The organism is Actinophytocola sediminis (assembly GCF_054779715.1).
This window is the reverse complement of sequence record NZ_BAAGXS010000017.1, coordinates 138,823-158,697: the sequence shown is the minus strand read 5'-3', so window position 1 is coordinate 158,697 and position 19,875 is coordinate 138,823. Positions and strand designations below refer to the sequence as shown.

Sequence of the window (19,875 nt, the reverse complement as noted above, 5' to 3'; positions counted from 1 at the left end):
ATACGGCTGCTGGATTCCCACTGGACGGGTGGGATCATGTCGCTCGTGCGATCCGAGCCTTCCGATGCAGCCCCCGACGCAGCCGTGGAGCCGGGAACGCTGCTCGTGGCGGCCCCCAGCCTGACTGATGCCAACTTTCGCCGCACCGTGGTGTTCGTGATCGACCACCGGGGCGAGGGCACGCTCGGTGTGGTGTTGAACCGTCCGAGTGAGATCCCGGTCGACGACGTGCTGCCCAGCTGGGGTCCGCACGTGACCAACCCCGGCTCGGTGTTCGTCGGCGGCCCGGTCGACCAGAAGACCGCGTTGTGCCTGGCCTCGATGCGTACCGGCGAGGAGGCCAACGGCGTCAAGGGCCTGATCGGCGTACGCGGTCCGGTGGCCCTGGTCGACCTGGACGCCGACCCGGAGGTGCTGGTGCCCAAGTTCCGCGGCCTGCGGGTGTTCGCCGGCTACGCCGGCTGGGACGTCGGCCAGGTCGCGGGCGAGATCGAGCGCGGCGACTGGATCGTGGTGCCCGCGCTGCCAAGCGACGTGGTCGCCTCGCCCGACCAGGACCTGTGGGGCCGGGTGCTGCGTCGCCAGGGGATGCCGCTGGCGCTACTGGCCACCCACCCGGGTGACGTTCGCACCAACTGACTTCGTGAGTTCACAGCCACCGCACGCGCAACCAGCGCAGCCGGCCGGCAGCGCGGGCGGCTCCTCCGGCACGGCCTCGGCGGCCCGGTGGCCGAGGATGCCGCCGGCGACCGCGATGCCGACCAGCCCCACGAAACCGATGCCGGCCACGACCAGGTTGGCGCCGAGCAGCCCGACGAGCCCGCTGAGCACGCCGACGGCTCCGGCGACCGCGATCGGCGGCCCGGCGACCTGGTTGGCGACCACGAAGGTCTGGTCGGTGCGCATGGTGGCCGGGGTCCGCACCCCGCCGAACCGGTTGCGCGGCAGGCGTCGCGCCGCCCCGAGAACCCCCACGACGGCGATGACCAGCCCGACGACCAACGGCACGAGCGAGAGAAGATGCACGCGTCGATGGTAGGTGAAACCGTATTGGCGCCCGCGCTATCCTGGTGCTATGAGCATCGGGCGCCTGCTCCTTACTTGGCCGCGCTGACCATCGGTCGGCGCGGCGAACCCCTCATGCCTCTGTGGCGGAGGGGTTTTGTTATGTCCCAGAGCGCGCCCATGGAAGGACCCCCCGATGAGTGACGAGTCCACACCGGCCCACCGGTACACGGCCGAGGTGGCCAACTCGATCGAGTCGCGCTGGCAGCAGCACTGGGAGGAGCACGGCACGTTCCACGCGCCGAACCCGGTCGGTCCGCTGGCCGGGGAGGTGCCCGAGGACAAGCTGTTCGTGCAGGACATGTTCCCCTACCCGTCCGGGGTCGGCCTGCACGTCGGGCACCCGCTGGGGTTCATCGGCACCGACGTGTTCGCCAGGTACCACCGGATGACCGGGCGCAACGTCCTGCACACCATGGGGTTCGACGCGTTCGGCCTGCCGGCCGAGCAGTACGCGGTGCAGACCGGCCAGCATCCGCGCAAGACCACCGAGGACAACATCCAGCGGTACCTGAGCCAGATCCGCCGCCTTGGCCTCGGTCACGACGAGCGTCGCCGGATCGCCACCACCGACCTGACCTACTACCGCTGGACGCAGTGGATCTTCCTGCAGATCTACAACGCCTGGTTCGACGACCGGGTGAACAAGGCCCGGCCGATCGCCGAGCTGGCGGCGGAGTTCGCCGATGGCACGCGTGCCACGCCGGACGGGCGCGCGTGGGCGGAGCTGTCCGCCGCCCAGCGGGCGACGGTGATCGACTCCTTCCGGCTGGTGTACCAGTCCGAGGCGCCGGTCAACTGGTGTCCCGGCCTTGGCACCGTGGTGGCCAACGAGGAGGTCACCCCGGACGGTCGCAGCGACCGGGGCAACTTCCCGGTGTTCCGCAAGAACCTGCGCCAGTGGATGATGCGGATCACCGCCTACGCCGACCGCCTGCTGGACGACCTGGACGACCTGGACTGGCCGGAGAAGGTCAAGACCATGCAGCGGAACTGGATCGGCCGCTCGGCCGGCGCGCACATCCGGTTCCCGGCCGCCGACGGCGAGCGGATCGAGGTCTTCACCACCCGCCCGGACACCATGTTCGGCGCGACCTACCTGGTGCTGGCGCCCGAACACCCGCTGGTCGACCGGATCGCGGCCGCCGCGTGGCCGGCGGAGGTGGCGCCGGCGTGGACCGGCGGGGCCGCCACCCCGGCCGAGGCGATCGCCGACTACCGGCGCGCGGCCGCGCTGAAGTCGGAGCTGGACCGGCAGGAGAACAAGGACAAGACCGGCGTGTTCGTCGGCACGTTCGCCGACAACCCGGCCACCGGGGAACAGATCCCGGTGTTCATCGCCGACTACGTGCTGATGGGCTACGGCACCGGCGCGATCATGGCGGTGCCCGGCCAGGACCAGCGCGACTGGGACTTCGCGACGGTGTACGGGCTGCCGATCGTGCGCACCGTCGCGCCGACCGACGGCTTCGACGGCGAGGCGTTCACCGGCGAGGGCGCGGCGATCAACTCGGGGTTCCTGGACGGCATGGGGGTCGCCGACGCCAAGAAGGCGATCATCGAGTGGCTGGAGAAGCACGACCACGGCGAGGGCAAGCTGCAGTACAAGCTGCGCGACTGGCTGTTCGCCCGCCAGCGGTACTGGGGCGAGCCGTTCCCGATCGTCTACGACGAGGACGGGCTGCCGGTCGCGCTGCCCGACAGCATGCTGCCGGTCGAGCTGCCGGAGGTCGACGACTACTCGCCGACCACCTTCGACCCCGACGACGCGGACTCCGAGCCGTCGCCCCCGCTGGCCAGGGCGAAGGACTGGATCGAGGTCGAGCTGGATCTCGGTGACGGGCCCAGGACCTACCGCCGGGACGCGAACGTCATGCCGCAGTGGGCGGGCTCGTGCTGGTACCAGCTGCGCTATGTCGACCCGACGGACACCGAGCACTTCTGCGAGCCGGAGAACGAGAAGTACTGGCTGGGCCCCCGGCCGGAGCTGCACGGGCCGGGCGATCCCGGCGGGGTCGACCTGTACATCGGCGGCATCGAGCACGCGGTGCTGCACCTGCTGTACTCGCGGTTCTGGCAGAAGGTGCTCTACGACCTTGGCCACGTTTCGGGCTGGGAGCCCTACCGCAGGCTGTTCAACCAGGGCTACATCCAGGCCTACGCCTACACCGACGCGCGCGGGGTGCACGTACCGGCCGAGGAAGTGTCCGAAGTGGACGGCAAGTTCTTCTGGAACGGCCAGGAGGTCAACCAGGAGTACGGCAAGATGGGCAAGAGCCTGAAGAACGTCGTCACCCCGGACGAGATGTGCGAGCGGTACGGCGCGGACACCTTCCGGTTCTACGAGATGTCCATGGGTCCGATGGAGGTCTCCCGCCCCTGGGCGACCAAGGACGTCATCGGCGCGCAGCGGTTCCTGCAGCGCCTGTGGCGCAACGTCTTCGACGAGTCGTCCGGCCGGGTCCGCTTCGACGAGGCGGCGCCGGACGAGGAGACGCTGCGGGCACTGCACCGGACGATCGACGGCGTGCACGCCGACTACGCGGCGATGCGCTTCAACACCGCGGGCGCCAAGCTGATCGAGCTGAACAACCACGTGACCAAGGCCTACGCCGGCCGGCCGGTGCCGCGCGCGGTGCTCGAGCCGATGGTGCAGCTGACCGCGCCGCTGTGCCCGCACATCGCCGAGGAGCTGTGGTCCGCGCTTGGCCACGACGCGTCGCTGGCCCACGGCCCGTTCCCGGTGGCCGACGAGCGGTACCTGGTCGAGGACACCGTCGAGTACCCGATCCAGGTCAACGGCAAGGTCCGCTCCCGGGTGACCGTCCCGGCCTCGGCCACCCAGGACGACGTGCGCGCCGCCGCGCTGACCGAGGAGAAGATCGCCGCCCTGCTCACCGGCGAGCCGCGCAAGGTGATCGTGGTGCCGGGGCGCCTGGTGAACGTGGTCCTGTAACCGCTCAGGACCGCGCCGCCGGCACCGATCGCTCGGGGGGCTACGCGACCGGTGCCGGCGGCGCGAAGCCCGGCCGAAATCGGCCGGGCCCCGACGCTCGGCATTACCCCGCCGGCGTTGGGGCTCTGATTGTGACGTCACCGGGTTGCCGGCAGTTTCACGTGTCAGAGTTGACGAACATTGTGGCACCCAGGTTGTCCGCCGCTAACTAATCGTTAGCAGTTGCGCACGATCTTGTGGATGCCGTGTTCGTCCGGATCCGCTGCGTAGGTCACGTTGCGCGCTCAAGTTCCTCGCGAGCGGCGATGAAGGCCTCGACCGCCCGCCGGACGTCCGCCTCGGTGTGCGCCGCGGACATCTGGGTGCGGATCCTGGCCTTCCCGTGCGGCACCACCGGGTAGGAGAACCCGATCACGTACACGCCGTGGGTGAGCAGCAGCTCGGCCATCCGGCCGGCCTTCGACGCGTCGCCGATCATCACCGGGATGATCGGGTGCTCCCCCGGCAGCAGGTCGAAACCGGCCGCGGTCATCAGTGTGCGGAACAGCGCGGTGTTGGCGCGTAGCCGGTCGAGCAGCTCGCCGGAGGAGGACAGCAGGTCGAGCGCGGCCAGCGTGGTCGCGGTGATCGCGGGCGCGAGCGAGTTCGAGAACAGGTACGGCCGCGACCGCTGGCGCAACATCGCCACGATCTCCGCCCGGCCGGAGGTGTACCCGCCGCTCGCGCCGCCGAGCGCCTTGCCGAGCGTGCCGGTCACCACGTCCACCCGGTCGGCCACGCCGAACAGCTCCGGCGTGCCCCGCCCGGTCGGCCCGACGAACCCGACCGCGTGCGAGTCGTCGACCATCACCAGCGCGTCGTGTGCCTCGGCCAGGTCGCAGATCTCGTCCAGCGGCGCCAGGTAGCCGTCCATGGAGAACACGCCGTCGGTCGCGATCAGCCGGTAGCGCGCCCCGGCGGCCTCGGTCAGCTGGCGCTTCAGGTCGGCCATGTCCCGGTTCTTGTAGCGCAAACGCTTGGCCTTGCACAGCCGGATGCCGTCGATCATCGACGCGTGGTTCAGCTCGTCGGAGATGATCGCGTCGTCCGGACCGAGGATCGTCTCGAACAGCCCGGTGTTCGCGTCGAAGCAGGAGCTGTAGAGCACGGTGTCCTCGGTGCCGAGGAACGCCGAGAGCCGGGCCTCGAGCTCCTTGTGCGGCTCCTGGGTGCCGCAGATGAACCGCACCGACGCCATGCCGAAGCCCCAGCGGTCGAGCGCCTCCTTGGCCGAGGTGACCAGCGCGGGGTGGTCGGCAAGGCCGAGGTAGTTGTTGGCGCAGAAGTTCAGCACCTCGGCCTGGGCGCCGACCCGGACCGCGGCGTTCTGCGGCGTGCTGAGCACCCGCTCGGACTTGAACAGGCCGGCCGCGCGGATCTCCGCCAGCTCGGCCAGCAGGTTCTCCCGCATCGCGCCGTACATCAGCTCTCCGTCCAGTCGAGGATGACCTTGCCGCACCGGCCGTCGCGCGCGGTCGCGAACGCGGTGGCGTGCTCGGTGTAGGCGTACCGGTGGGTGATCACCGGCGAGATGTCCAGCCCGGCCTGGAGCAGCACCGACATCGCGTACCAGGTCTCGAACATCTCCCGGCCGTAGATGCCCTTGATGGTCAACATCTTGAGCACCACCCGGCTCCAGTCGACCGCGATCTCACTCGATGGCAGGCCGAGCATGGCGATCCGGCCGCCGTGGGTCATGTTCGCGATCATCTCGCGCAGTGCGCTCGGCTGGCCGGACATCTCCATGCCGACGTCGAACCCCTCGGACATGTTCAGCTCGGGGTACACCGCGTCGACCGACTGCCGGCTCACGTCCAGCGCCAGGTCCACGCCGATCTTGTTGGCCAGCTCCAGCCTCGGCTCGCTCACGTCGGTGATCACCACGTGCCGCGCGCCCGCGTGCTTGGCGACCGCGGCGGCCATCAGCCCGATCGGGCCGGCGCCGGTGATCAGCACGTCCTCGCCGAGCACCGGGAACGACAGCGCGGTGTGCACCGCGTTGCCGAACGGGTCGAAGATCGCGGCCACGTCCAGGTCGACCTGGTGGGTGTGCACCCACGCGTTCTGCTCTGGCAGCACCGCGTACTCGGCGAACGCGCCCGCGGTGTGCACGCCGAGGCCGATGGTGTTCGCGCACAGGTGGCGCCGGCCGGCCTTGCAGTTGCGGCAGGTGCCACAGATCAGGTGGCCCTCGCCGGAGATCAGGTCGCCGACCGCCACCTTGGTGACCGCCGCGCCGGTCTCGACCACCTCGCCGACGAACTCGTGGCCGAGCACCAGCGGCGGGCTGATCGTCGCGGCCGCCCACTCGTCCCAGGCGTCGATGTGCAGGTCGGTGCCGCAGATGCCGGTACGCAGCACCCGGACCAGGACATCGCCTGCGCCGGGGCGGGGCATCGGCACCTCGGTGAGCTCCAGCCCCGGACCTGGGGCGACCTTGACCAGAGCCTTCACACCGACCTCCGCACTACTCCGTGGTGTCCCACGACAGCTTCCACGGCGATCGGACCACCAACCGGCCGATCCGCACGTAGCTGGCCTGCCGCAGGTTCAGCGAGCCGGCGGTCATCGTGCCAGACAGGACGAAGTGTGGCCGCCCGCCGCTGGACTTGCTCACCTTGTCGTTGACGGTGCCCGCGTTGACCCGGACCTCGCTCGCGTCCACCGACGCCCGCTCCGGCAGCAGCAGGTTCACCGAGCCGCCGCCGGCCTCCAGCCGGATCCGGACCTCGGCGTGCGGGATGGTGGCCTCGGTGAAGTCCAGGTCGGTCGAGCCGAGCCGGTTCTTGATCACCATGTCGGCCGGCACGGTCCACTGGCCGCGTCGCTGGATGGTGGCCATCACCGCGCGGATCTCCACCGGCTGTGGTCTGACCGGGGCGTCCGAGTCGCGATGGGACAGGCCGGGCAGGTCGACCAGCAGCTCGTTCAGCTCACCCCGGGTGCGGGCGGCCAGGGCCCGGTCGGTGCGCGCGGTGAACTCGTCGAGGTCGAGCATCCCGTGCCCGATCGCCTTCTGCAGCACGCCGACCACGTGCATGCGTTCGGCGTCGGACACGCGCAGCTCACGTGGGTCGAACGGCGTATCGGTCACCACTCCACGTTATCCCCGCGCCGAGCCGTCCGGGGCGATGTGGGTGAACCGGACGTAGGGCACCAGCGCGTCCGGGATCCGCACCGAGCCGTCGGCCTGCTGGTACTGCTCCAGGATCGCGATCATGGTGCGGCCCAGCGGCAGCCCGGACCCGTTGAGGGTGTTGACGAAGCCCTTGGTGCCGTCCTTGGCCTTGGTCCGGATGCCCGCCCGGCGGCCCTGGAAGGTGCCGAAGTCGGACACGCTGGAGATCTCCCGGTAGCGCTGCTGGCCGGGCAGCCACACCTCGAGGTCGTAGGTGCGCCTGGCGGAGAACCCGGTGTCCCCGGCGGCCAGCTTCACCACCCGGTAGGCCAGGTTCAGCTCCTGGAGCACGGCCTCGGCGTGTCCGCGCAGGATCTCCAGCTCCTCGGCGGCCCGCTGCTCGGCGCAGAACCGGACCAGCTCGACCTTGGCGAACTGGTGCTGGCGGATCAGGCCCCTGGTGTCCTTGCCGTAGGAGCCCGCCTCCGACCGAAAGCACAGCGTGTGCGCGGTGTAGGCCAGCGGCAGGTCCTCGGCGCGCAGGGTCTCGCCGGCGTGCAGGTTGGTCAGCGGCACCTCGCCGGTCGGGATCAGGAACAGCTCCCGGTCGGCCACCCCGGTGCTGAACAGGTCGTCGGCGAACTTGGGCAGCTGGCCGGTTCCGGTCATGGTCTGCCGGTTCACCAGCACCGGGACGGAGAACTCGGTATAGCCGTGCCGCTCGGTGTGCGTGTCGAGCAGGTAGGCGGCCAGGCCGCGCTCCAGCCGGGCGGCCGCCCCGCGCAGCACGGCGAACCGGGGGCCGGCGAGCTTGGTGCCGGCGGCCAGGTCGAGCAGGCCGAGCCGCTCGCCGAGGTCGACGTGGTCAGCCGGCTCGAAGTCGAACGCCGGCGGCTCGCCCCAGCTGCTGACCAGCTCGGCGTCCTCGTCGCTGGTGCCGTCCGGCAGGTCGTCGGCCGGCAGGTTCGGGATGCCGAGCAGGAACTCGTCGAGCTCGGCGGCGAGCGTGCGGTGCCGTTCTTCGAACTCGGCGATGCTGGCCTTCAGCTCGCGGGCGCGCTCCCGCGGCGCGGTGACGTCCTCGCCGCGCCTGGCCGCGGCGCCGACCTCCTTGGCCGCGCGGTTGGCCTGCGCCCTGGCGTCGTCCGCGGCGGACACCGTGGCGGTGCGCTCGCCGAACAGTTTGGCCAGCGCGTCGAGGTCGAGGTCGAAACCGCGGCGGGCGAGCTTGCGCACCGCTTCGGTCGCCGGGTCGAGCAGCACCCGAGGGTCGTGCATAGCGGCTCCAGAGGCAGGAGGTCGGTCCGCACAGCCTATTGCCGGGCCGATCGTGCCTGGTTGTCGCCACCGAAGTCGCCGTCCGGGTCGGCATCGAGCCCGTGCTCGATGGCGTACCTGGCCAGCTCGACGCGATTGTGCAGCTGGAGCTTGCGCAGCGTCGACTGCACGTGGTTCTCGACCGTGCGGTGCGACAGCTGCAGCCGGGACGCGATCTGGCGCGCGGTGAGCCCCTTGGCGACCTGGCGCAGCACCTCGGTCTCGCGCTGGGACAGGCTGGGCAGCCCGTCGCCGGCGGCCTTGGGCTCGGCGGCTATCCGCCGGTACTCGCCGAGCACCAGCCCGGCGAGGCCGGGGGTGAACACCGCGTCGCCGGCGGCGGTCCGGTCGACCGCCTCGACCAGTTCGGCCACCGAGGCCGACTTGATCAGGTAGCCGGACGCGCCCGCCTTCACCGCCTCCAGCACGTCGGCGTGCTCGCCGCTGGCCGACAGCACCAGCACCCTGGTGGCCGGCAGCGCGCCGGTGATCTCCCGGATGGCCTCGACCCCGGACACCGTGCCGAGGTTGAGGTCCATCAGCACGACGTCGGGTCGCACGGTGCCGGCGATCCGGACCGCGGCGGCCGCGTCCCCGGCGGTGGCCACCACCTCGAACTCGCGCTCGGCGAGATCGCGGGCGACCCCGTCGCGCCACATCGGGTGGTCGTCGACGACCATCACGGTGATCGTCATGGGCGCGCGCCGCCCGGTCGTTCGGGCAGTGAGCCCCTCGGCACCCGCAGCTCCCACTCGACCCCGGCTCCCGGCCCGGTCTCCACGGTGATGCTGCCGCCGAGCTCGGCCACCCGCCCACGCATCGACAACGCGACCCCCATGCGTCCCTCCCGCTTCGCCTCGTCCAACCGGCCCGGCGCGATGCCGACACCGTCATCCCGCACACTCACCACGATCTCGGCGCCGAGATCCTCGAGCAGCACCCAGGCCCGCGCGCCCTCCCCGGCGTGCCGGGCCACGTTCGCCAGCGCCTCGCCGACCACCGACTCCAGCTCGCGTGCCTGCCCGGCCGGCAGCCGGACCGAGGTCGCCGGCACCGACACCGAGATCCGGTCGGTGGCCAGCAGCCGCAGCCGGGCCGCGAGGTCGACGTTGTCGTCCTCGTCGGTCGGCTCCGGCGCGGTCGACACCAGCGTGCGCAGCGCGATCTCCTGCTCCCCGGCGAGCCGGGCCAACTCCTCGGCCTCCCCACCGAGCTCTGCGCCCCGGCGGCGCACCCTGGCCAGCACCTGCAGCACGCCGTCGTGGATGGACCTGGCCAGCCGCTCCCGTTCGGCGGTGGCCGCCTCCGCGCGCAGCGCCCGCGCCAGCCGGGTGGCCGACTGGCGCGACGAGGACGCGGCCAGCCCGAGCACGAAGCCGACGCCGACGAGCAGGAACAGGTCGCGGGTCAGGTCGGTGTCGAAGTAGCCGCGCACGCCGTAGTTGAACGCGGCGACCACCCCGCCGAACACGGCGCCGACCGTCGGCCCGCCGCACACCGCGCCCGCGGCGACCACCCCGGTCACCCAGACCGTCGGCAGCAACGGCACGTCGCCCACCCGCAGCTGGTCGGGCGTGAGCACCAGCAGCGACAGCGTCATCAGCGCGCAGCACACCGCGAGGTCGACCACCGTAAACCCGAGCAGCCGGTCGTGCGGGCGCAGATAGCGGATCGAGGTGACCGCGGTCCACACAGTCATCAGCCCGATCCCGACCAGCGCGAGCCACGGCCGGGAGTAGCCGTCGAGGTAGTTCAGCGCGACCCCACCGGCGAACAGCAGCGTGAGCACGCGCAGCAGCACCGCCGCCCGCCACAGCGGAATCGTCGACGGGGTCGTCGGTGGTGGCGTCCTCGGGTCCTTCCGGACCGCTTCGGCGGGTAAGCCGCCTGGGGTCATGGCCGCTCCCAGGTCGCCGCTGATCCACCGGAGTCGTCGGCCGCCCCCGAGTTCTCCGGCCGGGTGTCGTCCTCGGTCCGCGCCGATGCCGTGGTGTCCGGTCGGTGCGAGTCGTCGTCGTGCAGCACGTCGATCTTCTCCGGGTCGGTTCCCCGGTCGTTGACCAGGGACTTGATGCCCGCGTTGAGTACCGCCAGCAGCGGCACCGACAGCAGCGCGCCGGCGATCCCGCCCGCGATCAACCCGGCGGCGATGGCCAGCACCACGGCCAGCGGGTGCAGCCGCACCGCCCGGCCAAGCAGCAACGGCTGCAGCACGTGGCTCTCCAGCTGCATCACCCCGACCACGATCGCGAGCACGATCAGCGCGGCAATGAACCCGTTGGCCACCAGTGCGATCAGCACGGCGACCGTGCCGGCCACCACCGCGCCGATGATCGGGATGAACGCGGCGAGGAACACCAGCGCGGCCAGCGGGATGACCAGCGGCACGCCGACGATCGCGATGCCGATGCCGATGCCGACCGCGTCGACCAGCGCCACCGCCGCGGTCGCCCGCACGTAGCTGACCAGCGCGGCGAACCCGCGACGGCCGGCGGTGTCGACCCGGTCGCGGACCCGGCGCGGCACGCCGCGCACCAGGTAGCGCCAGATGCCGGGGCCGTCGTAGAGGAAGAAGATCAGGATGAACACGGTCAGCAGCAGGCCGGTGAGGATCTCGCCGATCGTGGTCGCGGTGGTGATCGCGCCCTCGGTGATGGCCGCCTGGTTGCTCTGGATCGCGTCGATGGCGTCGTCGATGAAGCCCTCGATCTGAGCGTCACCCAGGTGTAGCGGCCCCTCGGTCAACCAGATGCGGATCTCCTCGAGGGAGTTGGACACCTGCTCCTGGAGCTTGGGCAACCCGTCGCTGAACGTGATGATGACGAACGTGATCAGCCCGCCGACCACCGCGATGCCGCCCACCATGATCACCGCGGCGGCCGCGCCGCGCGGCACTCCCCACTGCGCCAGCCGGTCGACCCCGGGAGCCATCAACGCCGCCAGCAGTAAAGCGATGGCCAGCGGCACGATGATGTGCGCGAAGTAGCCGGCCAGCCACACCAGGACGTACAGCGCGGCGATCACGAAGAGGAACCGCCAGGCGAGCGCGGCACTCACCCGCAGACCGGTTGGCACGAACTGCGTCACGTCCGCTGGTGGTTTGCGCGATGGCTTGCGTTCGCTGGTGCTTGTCACATTCGCACGGTATCGAGCGAGTCGGACATTCGGGAACAGGTCCACCATGCCTGTGGACAATTTCCAGCTACGAATGTCCGGCGAACGTCACCGCCAGGCATGACTACTGTTTGTGACCGGTGAAAACACAGAGTGTTCTTCACACGATCAGGCGGTTCGGTCAGCTGACGCGTGCGATCCGGCCGTCATGGTGATTACCTCACCCTCAGTCACGTACTCGCGACTCGACCCAGGTGAGGTTGTCCACAGGTGGATCAGGTCAGGAACGGACGGGAGACCGCGGCAGTCGCGCGGTGCCTCCTCCGCCGGACGTTGACCGTGGTCGGCGGCGCTGCCGCCGGCACGGCCATCGCCTGGTTCCTGGCCACCGGCGCCGCCGCCGCCGAGCCGCAGGCCGATCTCCTCGGCGACGCGGCCCCGGTGCTGGTCGAGGCGGTCACCCCGCTCAGCGGCACGCTCGACGTGCTGGCCACGAACCTGACGGAGTCGCCGAGGGCGGCACTCGACCAGGTCGGCGACCAGCTGGCGAACACCACCAGCGTCGACCTGCTGCCGGCCGCCGGCCTGGCCGACGTCGTCGAGGTGACCGGCCTCGACACGGTCACCGAGGTCGTCCAGGCCGTCGAAGCCCCGGCCAAGATCGACGACCGCCGGCCGGCCACGACGGGCCGCCAGCCCGCGCGGACCCCGGCCGCCGACACCACGACTGGCACGACGACGACTGGCATGACAACTGGCACGGGCGCTGACCCGGAGCACGGCGCCGTGCGGACCGCCACCGAGCGCGCGTACGCCGCCGGCCTGCCCGACAGCGGCTCGCCCGCACCGGCGACTCCCGACACCCCCACCTGGCCGGCGCCGCTCTCCCCGAGCGCCCCGGCCCCCGGTCACACCGGCTGGACCGGGACCAACCTGGCCGACCACCCCACCTCCGCCGCGCTCCCGTGGCTGGACCGCGCTCCCGGCGCGGCCCGCGGTCTGACCGCACCCGCCACCGAGGCGACCGTCTCCGGTCGTGCCGGTGACCAGCCCGGCATCGCGCCTGACTGAGTGATCGCGGCGCGCCCGTGGCCTGAGCCGGGGACCGCCGCGACAACACCACCCGCGGGCCGAGTCCCGCCTGCTGACCCGGGTGGTCACCGCTCCGGCCGGTCGTCGTCCCTACGTCGACGTGCCTGACCACCCGCCAACAAACCCCAACAGGGATACGAAAGGAGCATCACTCCGATGCAGACTTGGGCGAGGCGCGGAATCCAGACCGCGCTAGTCACCGGCGGCGTGCTGATGCTGGGCACCGGCATCGCCTCAGCCGACGAGGATGTCAACCCGGACAAGCCGGCGTCGCCGGTCGACCTCCAGGACGCCATCGGCAAGGTCCCGGTCGCCAACCAGGTGGTCGACCAGATCGCCGGCGTGACCGTGCTCGACAACCGGGGCGACGGGCCGGTCGTGGCCAGCGGCACCGGTCAGCTCGACCTCGGCTGGGTGGCGCCGGTCCGCGTGGACGGCGGCGCGGTCACCCTGCCGGCCACGGAAACCCCGGCCAGCCAGTACGGCGTGTCGGCCCAGCTGCTGGTCCCCGCCGACGTGACCGACGTCGGCCAGGTGCCGGCGCGGCTGGCCACGGCCGGCGACGAGCTGGTCGCGAGCGGCGACTCCATCGAGCACGCGCTCAACAACGCGCCCCTGGTCGCGGCGGGCCAGGACCCGAACCTCGGCAAGATCGTCATGTCCGGCGATCTCGACGAACTTCCGGTCGACCCAGCCACGTGGCCGTTCGGCGACGTGACCGCCGGGGTCGGCGGTCAGTCGGTCTCGGTAGGTGAGTGGAGTTCAATGTCGGGTAACACAGCCACGGTCCCGGTCGGTGTCAAGGTCCCGGTCAAGGTCCCCGTCTACGACGTGCCGGCGAACGTGCTCGCGCAGGCGATCACCAGGTACGCCACGGACGAGCAGGTCGATGTCGCCGAAGGTTCGCACATCAACCTCCCCACCAACCACATCGAGGCGGTGCCCAACCAGCTGCCGTCCCTGCTGCCGCTGCACCGGGTGCTGGCGCGCGACGAGCAGCCGCCGACCTCCCAGCAGCTCAACAACATCGCGGGCGTGGTGAGCGGGGTGCTCGGCAACCTCGTGGACGCGGTGGCCGACCAGCCGACGAAGAGGAACCTGCCGGCGATCAACCCGGGCGTGACGAACCCGTTCGGCCCGCTGCGCGGTGACCTGTTCCGGGACGTGCCGATCGTCGGTGACCTGCTCACCGCCATCACCCAGCTCGCCAAGCCGCAGACCCCGGCGACCGGTCTCGCCTCACTGGTGCCGCTGAACTCGGCCACCGGCCAGACCTCGCTGGTGCCGCTGAACTCGGGGAGCACCGGACAGCGTGACGGCCTCCCGCCGCTGGTTTCCCAGGCACTGCCCGCCTCGGTGCCCAGCGTGGTGCCCTCGGTGCTGAACAAGGTGCCGACCGACCTCGAGGTGACCCAGATCGTGCCGACGGTGCCCTCGCTCGCCGAGCAGCTGCGGCCGACGGTCGCGCGCGCGTTGCCGGTCCTGTCCAGCTTCCCCGCGGTGGACCCGGGCACGCTGAGTGACACCAGGGCCGCACTGGCCAGCCTGTTCACCAACCACCCGATCGGCTGATCGGATTCGAAGACGATGGGCCCGGGAGCCGACGCTCCCGGGCCCATCGTGTGCCGCCGGGGCTCAGCCCTGGGCGAGGTCGGTGAAGCGGGAGTAGTGCAGTTGGTGGGCGACGGTGACCGTGGCGGTCGGCCCGGCACGGTGCTTGCCGAGGATCAGGTCGGCCTCGCCAGCGCGGGGGTCGTCGCGTTCCCAGGCGTCGGGGCGGTGGATCAGGATGACCATGTCGGCGTCCTGTTCCAGGGAGCCGGACTCACGCAGGTCGGAGAGCATCGGCCGCTTGTCGGTGCGCTGCTCCGGGCCACGGTTGAGCTGGCTGATCGCGACCACCGGCACCTCGAGCTCCTTGGCCAGCAGCTTGAGCTGGCGGGAGAACTCCGAGACTTCCTGCTGGCGGGACTCGACCCGCTTGCCCGAGGTCATCAGCTGCATGTAGTCGACGACGATGAGCTTGAGGTCGTGGCGTTGCTTGAGGCGCCTGGCCTTCGCGCGGATCTCCATCATCGTCATGTTCGGGGAGTCGTCCACGAACAGCGGCGCCTCGCTGACCTCGCTCATCCGCCTGGCCAGCCTGGTCCAGTCGTCGTCGGTCATCCGGCCGCCGCGCATGTCGGCGAGGCGGATCTTGGCCTCGGCCGAGAGCATGCGCATCACGATCTCGGTCCGGCTCATCTCCAGCGAGAAGATCACGCTCGTCATGCCGTGCTTGACGCTGCAGGACCTGGTGAAGTCCAGCCCGAGGGTGGACTTGCCGATACCGGGGCGGGCCGCGACGATGATCATCTGGCCGGGGTGCAGGCCGTTGGTGACCGCGTCCAGGTCCTCGAAACCCGTTGGCACGCCGAGGGACGAGCCGCCGCGGGAGGCGATGGCGTCGATCTCGTCCATCGTCGGCTGGAGCAGTTCCTCGAGCGAGACGTAGTCCTCGCTCATCCGGCGCTCGGTCACCTCGTAGATCGACGACTGCGCGCGGTCGACCACCTCGTTGACATCCGCGCCGTCGGCGCCGGCGTAGCCGAGCTGCACGATCCGGGTGCCGGCCTCGACCAGCCGCCGCAGGATCGCCTTCTCCGCCACGATCTCGGCGTAGTAGCCGGCGTTCGCGGCCGTCGGCACGGTGGCGATCAACGTGTGCAGGTAGGGGGCGCCGCCCATCCGCCGGATCTCGCCGCGGCGTTCGAGCTCGGCCGCCACGGTGACCGCGTCGGCCGGCTCGCCCCGGCTGTACAGGTCCAGGACACAGTCGTAGACCACCTGGTGGGCCGGGCGGTAGAAGTCGCCTGGGCGGAGCACCTCGACGACGTCGGCGATGGCGTCCTTGGACAACATCATGCCGCCGAGCACGCTCTGTTCCGCCGCGAGATCCTGCGGTGGTTGGCGGTCGTGCCCGCCCTCCCCGGGGACGGCCGCGGGCGGACGGTCGTCGGTCATCGCCACCGAGAAACCCCTCCTAGTCCTCGAACATATGTTCGAGCATAGCCGACGCGCGCTGCGCATGGTCGACCGCTGGCGGCGGGAGCCATGAGCACGCAGAGCGAGGATGTACGCGGACCTTAGATGCCGCGAGAGGCATCGGCCAAACCCTGTTGGGGACGTTCCTGTGGACAACCTGTTGATGCCGGCTGGCAACCAGTCACAGTCCCCGAGCCAGGTGGGGACAACCTGTGGACAGCAGGCGGAACCGGCGGAGTAAACGCTGGTCAGCGCCTGTGTACAGGTTGTGGAAAAACTATCCGCTCGACGCGCGGCGTGTCGGGGAAAATTCGTCCGTCGGCGTGTCGCGCCGCGGCCCCCTGGCCGGGTTAACCCACATGTGTGGATAACTCACCGGAACAACATCAGCCCCGCACCGGGCACATGACCCGGCGCGAGGCCGACGAAAAACCAACTACCCTCTGTCAGCAAAAACGGTGACCGCGGGTACACCCAAGCGGCCACGCCGTTCATCAATTAGCAGATACTTGGACGGTGAACTTCGCGGTCACGTCCGGGTGCAGGCGGATGCTGATCGCGTGCTTGCCGACGGTCTTGATGTGACCGGTCAGCTCGACCATGCGCTTGTCCAGCACCGGCCCGCCGGCGGCCTTGACCGCGGCCACAATGTCGGCCGTGGTGACCGAGCCGAACAGCTTGCCAGAACCCGCGGCGGCCTTGGCCTTCAGCGGGATCGGGTCGATGGCGTTCAGCGCGGCCTTGACCTCCTGCGCGTGGTCCAGACCGCGGATGGCGCGTGCGTTCTGCGCCCGGCGGATGGTCTGCACCTGCCGCTCGGCACCCTTGGTGGCGAGCATGGCCAGCTTGCGGGGCAGCAGGTAGTTGCGCCCGTAGCCGTCCTTGACCTCGACGATGTCGCCCGGCCCGCCGAGACCGGACACGTCAGCGGTGAGGATCAGTTTCATCTGGACTCCTCCGATCAGCGCGCGGTCGAGGTGTAGGGCAGCAGTGCCATCTCCCGCGCGTTCTTCACCGCGATGGCGACGTCGCGCTGGTGCTGGCTGCAGTTGCCGGTGACCCGGCGGGCACGGATCTTGCCGCGGTCGGAGATGTACTTCCGCAGCAGCGTGGTGTCCTTGTAGTCGATCGGCTGCACGTCCGACTTCTTGGACTTGCAGAACACGCAGACCTTCTTCTTGGGCTTGCGAATGGGTGGCTTGGCCACAGACTTACTCCTGGTCTTCTCTTTCAAGGCGTTGGTTATCGATCAGAAGGGAGGCTCGTCGGAGAACCCGCCGCCGCCACCAGCGCCGCCGCCGGTACCAGTACCGGCTGGCGGAGCGGAGCCCCACGGGTCGTCTGCGGGCGCGCCGTTGCCGGAGCCGCCGAAGCCGCCCCCGCCGCCGCCACTGCCCCGACTTACCTTGTTCACCTTCGCGGTGGCATACCGCAGCGACGGACCGACCTCGTCGACCTCGAGCTCGACGACGGTGCGCTTCTCGCCCTCACGGGTCTCGAAGGACCGCTGCTTGAGCCGACCGCTGACGATCACGCGGGCGCCTCGGGTGAGCGACTCGGCCACGTTCTCGGCGGCCTGCCGCCAGATGTTGCACCGCAGGAACAGCGCCTCGCCGTCCTTCCACTCGCCGGACTGGCGGTCGAAGGTGCGCGGGGTCGAGGCCACGGTGAAGTTGGCCACCGCGGCACCGGACTGCGTGAACCGCAGCTCGGGGTCGGCGGTGAGGTTGCCGATCACGGTGATGATGGTGTCGCCAGCCATGGCCTACCCCTCAGGCCCCGGCCGGGTCGCGCCGCAGGACCTTGGTCCGCAGCACCGACTCCTGGAGGCCGAGCTGGCGGTCCAGCTCCTTGACCGCGTCCGGGTCCGCGTTCACGTCGAGCACCGCGTAGATGCCCTCGGTGTGCTTGTTGATCTCGAACGACAACCGACGCTTGCCCCAGACGTCGACCTTCTCCACGTTCCCGCCAGAGGTGCGGATGACGTTGAGAAAGGTGTCGAGCGACGGGGAGACCGTGCGCTCGTCCAGGGTGGGATCGAGGATGACCATTACCTCGTAATGACGCATGAAGACCACTCACCTCCTGTGGACTCTGCGGCCACGGACTCTCCGTGGCAGGAGGGGTCTTGCGGAGAACAGGCTACCTCGGGTCAGGTCAGGCGGTTGCCGCCGGGGCTCTGCGCAGCACCCAGGTGCGCACCAGGGCGGCGGTCACCACCGACAACGCCAGCACCGCGAGCAGCACGGGCAGCTCGATCCGCTGGCCGTTCGGCGGCGCGAGTGCCTCGGCCCGGCCGGCCGCCTGCACGCCGTCGTCGGGGTTCTCGGCGCCGAGGATGCCGAACTGCGGGCTGTAGCCGGGCACGGCGCCGCCGTAGCGCACGCCCGGCGCCGGCGCGAACTGCCCGGCGTAGGCGAAGGGCACCGAGCCGTACAGGTCCAGCGGTGAGCGGGCGAGACCGGTCAGGCCCTGCGGGTACAGCGACCAGTCGCCGGCGTCCAGGCCGCCGACCGGCGGCTGGTTGGGCGTCAGGCCACCGCCGGTGGACGGGGTGCCGCCGGTGTCCGGGTTGCCCGGCGTCTCGCCGCCCGGCGCGCCCGGTCCTGGGCCGGTGTTGCCCGGCAGGAGCTTCTTGGTGACCTCTTCGGAGGTGTCCGCGACCGCCGCGGCGCCGTCCTGTACCGGCGCGGTGACCGCGTTCGTGCCGGTGACCACTATCTGGCAGACGCTCGACAGCGTGCCGCGCACGATGTTGACCACCGCGCCGAGCACCGGCCCGAGCAGCGGGATCCTGGTCAGCTCGGCCACGACCGCGTTCGCGATGTCGCCACCGGTGAGATAGCCGGTGCCGGTCGGCAGCGCGCCGATCGGGATGGGCGGGAGCGCGGCGAAGGCCTTGTTGGCCGCGCCGGCCAGCGGTGGGCCGAGCAGCGGCACCGCGCGGACCGCGTCGGTCACCACGCCGAGGACCGCCGCCGGCGCGAGGGCGACCGACTGGCCCGGCTTGCCCTGCACGGTCGCCTGGCAGCTGCCGACGATGATCGGCTCGGCCGCCGCCGCGGCCGTACCACTGCCGACCAGGCCGAACGTACATAAGGAGAGGAGCAGTGCGGCCGTGGTCGCGGCGCTACGCATGCGTCGGCGCATGTCGTCCTCCCGCTTTACTCCGGAGTAGCACTACCTGTGCAACGACCGTAACCCGTCACAGTGACGCGTGACCAGGTGCGCGGGAGACGTCCTGCGGCCGAACACCTGGTTCGGGTCCCACAGACCCCGCTCGGGGTAGCCCGACCGGACTAGCGGGCGGCTCCAGTTCCGGTCGACGACGCCGACTACGCTCGCCTGCCATGAGCATCGGCGCCCACATCCACAGTGACGACCCGCTCGGCGCGGCGCGGGCGCGAGATGCGGATGTCGTGCAGTTCTTCCTCGGCGACCCGCAGAGCTGGAAGCCGCAGCCACCGCACCCGCAGGCCGACGCGCTCCGCGAGGCCGGCATCGACGTGTTTGTGCACTCCCCCTATCCGGTGAACATCGCGTCCACGAACAACCGCATTCGCATTCCGTCCCGCAAGACGGTGACCCAGTACGCGGAATCGGCGGCGGCGACCGGCGCGAAGGGCCTGATCGTGCACGGCGGGCACGTCATCCAGGGCGAGGACCCGGCCAAGGGCCTGGCCAACTGGCGCAAGTTCTTCGAGCGCCAGGCCGACGCCGGCGGCTTCCCGCTGCCCGTGCTGATCGAGAACACCGCGGGTGGCGACAACGCCATGGCCCGCAAGTTCGACATGCTCGCGCGGCTGTGGGACGAGGTCGGCGAGTTCGACGCCGGCTTCTGCCTGGACACCTGCCACGCCTTCGCGGCCGGTGAGCGCCTCGAGGACATCGTCGAGCGGGTGAAGGCCATCACCGGGCGGATCGACCTGGTACATCTGAACAACTCGCGCGACGAGTTCGACTCCGCCCGGGACCGTCACGCCAACATCAAGACTGGCATGATCGACCCCGAGGTGCTGGCGGCCGTCGCCAAGGAGGCCGGCGCACCGGTCGTGGTGGAGACACCCGCCGACGGGCAGGTGGAGGACATCGCGTTCCTGCGCGCCGCTATGGACCGGTGAGGATGCTGCCGGCCGGTGCGGCGGCGGAT

The 19,875-nt window shown here is 70.7% G+C and carries 19 protein-coding genes; 5 read left to right on the top strand and 14 right to left on the bottom strand.

Annotated features, from left to right (window positions below):
- Positions 1-36: 36 nt before the first annotated feature.
- Entirely contained in the window at positions 37-639 is a 603-nt protein-coding gene (locus ACYVIP_RS09585) for a YqgE/AlgH family protein (RefSeq protein WP_460394275.1), read from the top strand.
- On the opposite strand, the gene ACYVIP_RS09580 is transcribed toward ACYVIP_RS09585, so the two are convergent.
- Positions 601-1,026, bottom strand: a complete 426-nt coding sequence (locus tag ACYVIP_RS09580; protein WP_460394273.1) for an SdpI family protein — start codon at positions 1,024-1,026, stop codon at positions 601-603. The two genes, ACYVIP_RS09585 and ACYVIP_RS09580, sit on opposite strands and share 39 nt — an antisense overlap.
- Positions 1,027-1,201: 175 nt before the next feature.
- Between ACYVIP_RS09580 and leuS the strand changes: the two genes are divergently transcribed.
- The gene (gene leuS, locus ACYVIP_RS09575) at positions 1,202-4,021 is read left to right on the top strand and encodes a leucine--tRNA ligase (RefSeq protein ID WP_460394271.1); all 2,820 of its coding nucleotides are present in this window, start codon (positions 1,202-1,204) and stop codon (positions 4,019-4,021) included.
- 271 nt (positions 4,022-4,292) lie between these two features.
- On the opposite strand, the gene ACYVIP_RS09570 is transcribed toward leuS, so the two are convergent.
- From ACYVIP_RS09570 to ACYVIP_RS09540, 7 genes are read right to left on the bottom strand one after another with little or no spacing between them, the layout of a single operon-like run.
- The gene (locus ACYVIP_RS09570; protein WP_460394269.1) at positions 4,293-5,483 is read right to left on the bottom strand and encodes a glycine C-acetyltransferase; all 1,191 of its coding nucleotides are present in this window, start codon (positions 5,481-5,483) and stop codon (positions 4,293-4,295) included.
- Positions 5,483-6,514: an L-threonine 3-dehydrogenase gene (gene tdh, locus ACYVIP_RS09565; protein ID WP_460394267.1), complete on the bottom strand. Its 1,032-nt coding sequence runs from the start codon at positions 6,512-6,514 to the stop codon at positions 5,483-5,485. Before tdh ends, ACYVIP_RS09570 begins: the two co-directional genes overlap by 1 nt.
- Before the next feature lie 13 nt (positions 6,515-6,527).
- A complete protein-coding gene (locus tag ACYVIP_RS09560; RefSeq protein WP_460394265.1) occupies positions 6,528-7,154 on the bottom strand; it encodes a DUF1707 SHOCT-like domain-containing protein in 627 nt (208 codons plus the stop codon).
- Between the two features lie 9 nt (positions 7,155-7,163).
- Complete coding sequence (gene serS / locus ACYVIP_RS09555) at positions 7,164-8,456, bottom strand: serine--tRNA ligase (protein ID WP_460394263.1); 1,293 nt, start codon at positions 8,454-8,456, stop codon at positions 7,164-7,166.
- A gap of 35 nt (positions 8,457-8,491) precedes the next feature.
- A complete protein-coding gene (locus ACYVIP_RS09550; protein WP_460394261.1) occupies positions 8,492-9,190 on the bottom strand; it encodes a response regulator in 699 nt (232 codons plus the stop codon).
- Complete coding sequence (macS, locus tag ACYVIP_RS09545) at positions 9,187-10,392, bottom strand: MacS family sensor histidine kinase (RefSeq protein WP_460394259.1); 1,206 nt, start codon at positions 10,390-10,392, stop codon at positions 9,187-9,189. The genes ACYVIP_RS09550 and macS overlap by 4 nt, the downstream gene beginning before the upstream one ends.
- Entirely contained in the window at positions 10,389-11,630 is a 1,242-nt protein-coding gene (locus ACYVIP_RS09540; RefSeq protein ID WP_460394257.1) for an AI-2E family transporter, read from the bottom strand. The genes macS and ACYVIP_RS09540 overlap by 4 nt, the downstream gene beginning before the upstream one ends.
- A gap of 249 nt (positions 11,631-11,879) precedes the next feature.
- On the opposite strand from ACYVIP_RS09540, the gene ACYVIP_RS09535 reads away from it, so the two are divergent.
- Positions 11,880-12,680: a hypothetical protein gene (locus ACYVIP_RS09535; protein WP_460394255.1), complete on the top strand. Its 801-nt coding sequence runs from the start codon at positions 11,880-11,882 to the stop codon at positions 12,678-12,680.
- A gap of 177 nt (positions 12,681-12,857) precedes the next feature.
- Positions 12,858-14,273, top strand: a complete 1,416-nt coding sequence (locus tag ACYVIP_RS09530) for a hypothetical protein (protein WP_460394253.1) — start codon at positions 12,858-12,860, stop codon at positions 14,271-14,273.
- Between the two features lie 63 nt (positions 14,274-14,336).
- Here the strand turns inward: ACYVIP_RS09530 and dnaB are convergent, their stop codons facing one another.
- The 6 genes from dnaB to ACYVIP_RS09500 form a co-directional block, all read right to left on the bottom strand.
- Entirely contained in the window at positions 14,337-15,710 is a 1,374-nt protein-coding gene (gene dnaB / locus ACYVIP_RS09525; protein ID WP_460394251.1) for a replicative DNA helicase, read from the bottom strand.
- Positions 15,711-16,219: 509 nt separating this feature from the next.
- A complete protein-coding gene (gene rplI / locus ACYVIP_RS09520; protein ID WP_460394249.1) occupies positions 16,220-16,672 on the bottom strand; it encodes a 50S ribosomal protein L9 in 453 nt (150 codons plus the stop codon).
- Between the two features lie 14 nt (positions 16,673-16,686).
- Positions 16,687-16,932, bottom strand: a complete 246-nt coding sequence (rpsR, locus tag ACYVIP_RS09515; RefSeq protein WP_460394247.1) for a 30S ribosomal protein S18 — start codon at positions 16,930-16,932, stop codon at positions 16,687-16,689.
- 42 nt (positions 16,933-16,974) lie between these two features.
- Positions 16,975-17,487 carry a single-stranded DNA-binding protein gene (locus ACYVIP_RS09510; protein WP_460394245.1) on the bottom strand — a complete coding sequence of 171 codons (513 nt, stop codon included), beginning with the start codon at positions 17,485-17,487 and terminating at the stop codon, positions 16,975-16,977.
- A 10-nt stretch (positions 17,488-17,497) separates the two neighbouring features.
- A complete protein-coding gene (gene rpsF / locus ACYVIP_RS09505; RefSeq protein WP_460394243.1) occupies positions 17,498-17,794 on the bottom strand; it encodes a 30S ribosomal protein S6 in 297 nt (98 codons plus the stop codon).
- A gap of 88 nt (positions 17,795-17,882) precedes the next feature.
- Complete coding sequence (locus ACYVIP_RS09500; protein WP_460394241.1) at positions 17,883-18,875, bottom strand: hypothetical protein; 993 nt, start codon at positions 18,873-18,875, stop codon at positions 17,883-17,885.
- A gap of 200 nt (positions 18,876-19,075) precedes the next feature.
- On the opposite strand from ACYVIP_RS09500, the gene ACYVIP_RS09495 reads away from it, so the two are divergent.
- Positions 19,076-19,846 (top strand): deoxyribonuclease IV, encoded by a 771-nt coding sequence (locus ACYVIP_RS09495; RefSeq protein ID WP_460394239.1) that lies wholly within the window; start codon positions 19,076-19,078, stop codon positions 19,844-19,846.
- Positions 19,847-19,875 lie beyond the last annotated feature (29 nt).

Bases quoted from the DNA above. Each gene is read 5' to 3' on its own strand.
- ACYVIP_RS09550 (WP_460394261.1), bottom strand. From the start codon at position 9,190: ATGACGATCACCGTGATGGTCGTCGACGACCACCCGATGTGGCGCGAC.
- macS (WP_460394259.1), bottom strand. From the start codon at position 10,392: ATGACCCCAGGCGGCTTACCCGCCGAAGCGGTCCGGAAGGACCCGAGG.
- serS (WP_460394263.1), bottom strand. From the start codon at position 8,456: ATGCACGACCCTCGGGTGCTGCTCGACCCGGCGACCGAAGCGGTGCGC.
- ACYVIP_RS09585 (WP_460394275.1), top strand. From the start codon at position 37: ATGTCGCTCGTGCGATCCGAGCCTTCCGATGCAGCCCCCGACGCAGCC.
- leuS (WP_460394271.1), top strand. From the start codon at position 1,202: ATGAGTGACGAGTCCACACCGGCCCACCGGTACACGGCCGAGGTGGCC.
- rplI (WP_460394249.1), bottom strand. From the start codon at position 16,672: ATGAAACTGATCCTCACCGCTGACGTGTCCGGTCTCGGCGGGCCGGGC.
- ACYVIP_RS09495 (WP_460394239.1), top strand. From the start codon at position 19,076: ATGAGCATCGGCGCCCACATCCACAGTGACGACCCGCTCGGCGCGGCG.
- rpsF (WP_460394243.1), bottom strand. From the start codon at position 17,794: ATGCGTCATTACGAGGTAATGGTCATCCTCGATCCCACCCTGGACGAG.
- ACYVIP_RS09570 (WP_460394269.1), bottom strand. From the start codon at position 5,483: ATGTACGGCGCGATGCGGGAGAACCTGCTGGCCGAGCTGGCGGAGATC.
- ACYVIP_RS09510 (WP_460394245.1), bottom strand. From the start codon at position 17,487: ATGGCTGGCGACACCATCATCACCGTGATCGGCAACCTCACCGCCGAC.
- ACYVIP_RS09530 (WP_460394253.1), top strand. From the start codon at position 12,858: ATGCAGACTTGGGCGAGGCGCGGAATCCAGACCGCGCTAGTCACCGGC.
- ACYVIP_RS09500 (WP_460394241.1), bottom strand. From the start codon at position 18,875: ATGCGCCGACGCATGCGTAGCGCCGCGACCACGGCCGCACTGCTCCTC.